This is a genomic window from Staphylococcus sp. EG-SA-2, from assembly GCF_017152085.1.
Genome location: NZ_JACYHC010000453.1, coordinates 1 through 4,862 on the forward strand (window position 1 = coordinate 1; position 4,862 = coordinate 4,862).

Sequence of the window (4,862 nt, forward strand, 5' to 3'; positions counted from 1 at the left end):
ATCTTTCGTTTCAACATGAACATCATCCTTATCAATCATGTTTGATGATTTATCATGCGTCTCTTGGAACGTAGACTTTGTATTTAAAAACTGTGCGACATAACTGATATCACTATCTGGTAATAATGGGTTTACCGTTAAATAGGGGGAGTCGATGTCTAAATTCACAGTAGAAATAATGCCATCATATTGACTTAAATCTAGTGACTTCAAATCGCTGACTGATGCTTGTGTAATACGCTCAATCTCACTAAAAACTTGCTCTAGACGAGTTGATAATAGACGACTAGTTCCCATACCACTGCTGCAAACGACTAATATGTTTAAAAATCGATTACCTTGGTTTTTAATCGAGCCACCAAAGTGTAAAACTATAAAAGCAATTTCACTCTCTGGAAAAATCAAATCAGGCCAACAATCATTTAAAGCTAATCTTACATTTTCAAATAGTCTTGGATATTTGAACTTAATCATGTCTGTTAACGGATTATAGGTCTCGATATTAGCTTGCAAACGATTGATTGCAGGATTAAGGTGTAGCGTCAGTCCATCTACTAAAGTATCCAAATCTGCAAATGTCATACCGGAAATCATTTCTACTTTGTTAACAAACGCTTTAATTTTGTTTTCTTCACAACGATTATTTAATGATGTATCATTAAGATTTTTTCGTTTAGCTCCACGTAAATGGATAGTAATGAAAGCAATTTCTGCCTGATTAAACGTGACGTCATATATTTGACCAAGTTTATCAGCAAGTTCGCTTGCTACTTTGTGTTCAAATGTGTTTTGTACAGAATCATAAATATCATCGTTTAATGCGACATACTCTCCATTTTTTATACGTGAAATGGATAGCACGATATGGACAGTTAAAGTTAAATAACTTGATTCGGTAAGTTGGTAGGGTAAGGCACTTAGGTAGTCCATTAATAGTCTTTCAACATTAAAAATGCGCTCTAAGTCAACAAAGTCTTTGTGGATTTGATTTAATGAATGAAAGACAAAATGATTTTCAATTACTGAATAAACGCTAGTACTATTTAAGTTATTCACCATTAATTGACTTAAAAATTCACGTTTCTTTGATTCAGTACCTACCAAGTAAATGCCTTCGCCACGCTTTCGAGATAAAGATAGTTGGTACTTATTTAAATCAAGCTCTAAATCATCTAACATCTTTGCTAAAGTCTGGACAGAAACGCCAATTTCTTGCGCTAAACTATATTGTTTAACTGGCTCCTTGGCTTGTATCAAAGCGTATATAATAATTACTTTCTGCTCTTCAACAGATAAGTCAATGGTTTGATGTTGTGCAATCGATTGCTTCAAATCGTTTAAATCAGAATCTGCGCCAGCAATGCGTAGCCCTTTTTTGTTTGCGCGTTCTAAAGTTAATGAAAATGAAGTTAAATATGCTTCAACACCTTTTAATTCACGGTGAATAGTACGAGAGGACACCGCAAGTTGCTGAGCAATGTCGTGTATAGTGATATATTGACTGTGGTACTTAATCAATAGGGCTATCATTTCTTTTTCACGTGTACTCAATAACATGGCGGTATCCTCCATTTTTTAATTTATTTAATTATTATGCTTGATCATCTTTTTTTAGATTATTTAAAAGTTCTTCATATCTTGGTGAATTAAGGAAATTATCCACTGAAATATGGATGGCATTTGGTGTTTGTTTAATAGCACGATCAGTTAGTTTTTTCTGAGTGATAACTAATTGAGCATCTTTTGGCAATTGATTAATCGCAGTATTTGTAACTGTAATATCATTAATGCCCGCCTTTTTAAATTTATTACGTAACATGCTTGCACCCATTGCACTAGAACCCATACCCGCATCGCAGGCAAAAATAACATGATTTATATTATTGTAATTGTGTGCATCAACATCTTCAGTGTTGTAATTATCCAATAGTGCTTCAGGATCATCATCTGATGAAGATGTTTCACTAACATTACCACTAGCATTTTCTTCTGTATTAACATTTTTATCAGAAGATACTAACTTAGAAGCAACGCTTGATTTTTTCCCTTTAGTATTTTCCATTTGAGCTGTCGCAGCTTCTAAATCCTGCTTTGGTTCTCTAGTGAACTTCATAATTAAAGCAGCTACAACGAATGATACAAGTGCAGCAAGGAAGACACCGAGCAACATGTGCAAGAATTCACCTCTAGGTGCATTTAAACAGTAAACTATAAATGAACCTGGTGACGCGGGACTTTTAAATCCAAATCCTGTTGCTTGATAAGTTGCAACACCAGTCATTCCACCTAAAATAACAGCGATAAATAATAAAGGACGCATTAATACATATGGGAAATAAATTTCATGAATACCACCTAAGAAGTGGATAATTCCAGCACCATATGACGTTGCTTTTGCAGTGCCTTTTCCAAAAATCATATAAGCAAGTAAGATACCTAAACCTGGTCCAGGGTTAGATTCAATTGTGTATAAAATTGATTGACCAGCTTTTGCAGCTTGATCTGCACCAAGCGGTGTGAATACACCATGGTTAATCGCATTGTTTAAAAATACAATTTTTGCAGGCTCTACTAAAATACTTACAAGTGGAAGTAGGTGTGCATGTACTAATGCTTCAACTGCCACTGATAAAATATGCATAATAAATTTCATAAGTGGTGCTAAAATTTTAAATCCTGCAATCGTCATGATAAATCCTAAAATACCAGCAGAAAAGTTATTAAATAACATTTCAAAACCTTGTGGCGTTCTAGGTTGAATCAATTGGTCGGTCTTCTTCATTAACCAACCAACAAGTGGACCCATAATCATTGCACCAAGTAACATTGGTGTATCAGGTAATGCAACGATGACCCCCATAGTTGCTGTTGCTGCGATGATACCACCACGTAAATCATAAATTAAACGACCACCACTAAATGCGATCAATAATGGGATTAAATAAGTAATCATTGGTCCTGCTAAAGTAGCTAAATCTTTGTTAGGTAACCATCCATTATCTATAAAAATGGCCGCGATGAAACCCCAAGCGATGAATGCACCAATGTTTGGCATAATCATACTACTCAAAAATGATCCGAATGCTTGAACGCGACGACCAATTCCTTTTTTCTCTTCAGTTTGCGACATATTTACACCTCTTTTTTAATATATGTGACTATATATAGTGTATAGAGACGTTACTTGTTACTCAATATAAACAAAAATCAACTTTGTCAAAATAAATGTGACAAAATTAAATAAAGTGTCATCAATGTGACAGTATAGATATTTTGAAAAAGTAAAACAAAAAAATTGTTTTAGGATTTTTAAAATTTTATTGTGAAAATATTTGCAAAACAAAACAACACCGTTGTACAATAATGATTAATGGAAAGGGGGAAAGTTCGGCAGTACAGTTAAAGCGCCTGTGCAAATAAATATTTGTATTTGAAGATTAAAGGTTAATATATGAGTGGCCTTTATAGAGTGCAATATATGTATTTGTAGACGAGGAGGATAGTGATCGAATAGATCGGCGGATGCTATCCCGGATGTGGCTCATTCGTTAGCTTATTAAGTAAAACATTAGGGTGACTTAATGGACAAAGTTAATAAGATCGCCAGAAATTGAATATAAAAAATATTAATATGGAAAGTACAGTGTGAGCAATTTGTATAGTTGTAAAAATAACTATGCTTAATTTGTTATGGATGAATGCGATAATAGCATGTTCCTATTTATATTATGAAAGCAGATTGTCAATCTAAATTATCGGCAATAAATCATAATTTACGCGTACTATTCCAATATGGAGGAAAATGTCGTTATGTGTGGAATTGTTGGTTATATTGGCTATGATAATGCCAAAGAATTATTATTAAAAGGTTTAGAAAAATTAGAATACAGAGGTTATGACTCTGCAGGTATCGCGGTAGTAAATGATGATAATACAACTGTATTTAAAGAAAAAGGTCGTATTGCAGAATTACGTAAAGTTGCTGATAGTAGCGATTTTGATGGACCTGTTGGAATCGGTCACACACGTTGGGCAACACACGGTGTACCGAATCATGAAAACTCTCATCCACATCAATCATCAAATGGCCGTTTTACTCTAGTTCATAACGGTGTTATTGAAAACTATGAAGAGTTAAAAGGTGAATACTTACAAGGTGTATCATTCATTTCAGAAACAGATACAGAAGTTATCGTTCAATTAGTTGAATACTTTTCAAATCAAGGACTTTCAACTGAAGAAGCATTTACAAAAGTTGTGTCATTATTACATGGTTCATATGCATTAGGTTTATTAGATGCTGAAGACAAAGACACAATCTATGTTGCTAAAAATAAATCACCATTATTATTAGGTGTTGGTGAAGGTTTCAATGTTATCGCATCAGACGCACTTGCAATGTTACAAGTGACAAGCGAATATAAAGAAATCCATGACCATGAAATCGTTATTGTTAAAAAAGATGAAGTTATTATTAAAGATGCAGATGGAAACGTTGTAGAACGTGATTCATATATTGCTGAAATTGATGCATCAGATGCTGAAAAAGGTGTTTATGCACACTACATGTTAAAAGAAATTCATGAACAACCAGCAGTAATGCGTCGTATTATTCAAGAATATCAAGATGCAGAAGGTAACTTGAAAATTGATCAAGACATCATCAATGATGTTAAAGAAGCAGACCGCATTTACGTTATTGCAGCAGGTACAAGCTACCATGCAGGTTTAGTAGGTAAAGAATTTTTAGAAAAATGGGCTGGCGTACCAACTGAAGTACACGTTGCATCAGAGTTTGTCTACAACATGCCATTATTATCTGAAAAACCATTGTTCGTTTATATTTCTCAATCAGGTGAAAC

Annotated in this window: 3 protein-coding genes; 1 reads left to right on the forward strand and 2 read right to left on the reverse strand. The window is 34.0% G+C overall.

The genetic code is table 11. The features are described from left to right. The coding region (locus IDG60_RS05955; protein ID WP_206160557.1) for a BglG family transcription antiterminator at positions 1 to 1,557 on the reverse strand (1,557 nt) is incomplete at its 3' end. 34 nt (positions 1,558 to 1,591) lie between these two features. After that, positions 1,592 to 3,130, reverse strand: coding sequence for a PTS mannitol transporter subunit IIBC (locus tag IDG60_RS05960; RefSeq protein ID WP_000083807.1), 1,539 nt, complete (start codon positions 3,128 to 3,130; stop codon positions 1,592 to 1,594). 680 nt (positions 3,131 to 3,810) lie between these two features. On the opposite strand from IDG60_RS05960, the gene glmS reads away from it, so the two are divergent. Beyond that, a partial coding sequence (gene glmS, locus IDG60_RS05965) for a glutamine--fructose-6-phosphate transaminase (isomerizing) (protein WP_086102086.1) occupies positions 3,811 to 4,862 on the forward strand: 1,052 nt, incomplete at its 3' end.

Coding starts and splice junctions, on each gene's coding strand:
- IDG60_RS05960 (WP_000083807.1), bottom strand. CDS start 3,130: ATGTCGCAAACTGAAGAGAAAAAAGGAATTGGTCGTCGCGTTCAAGCA.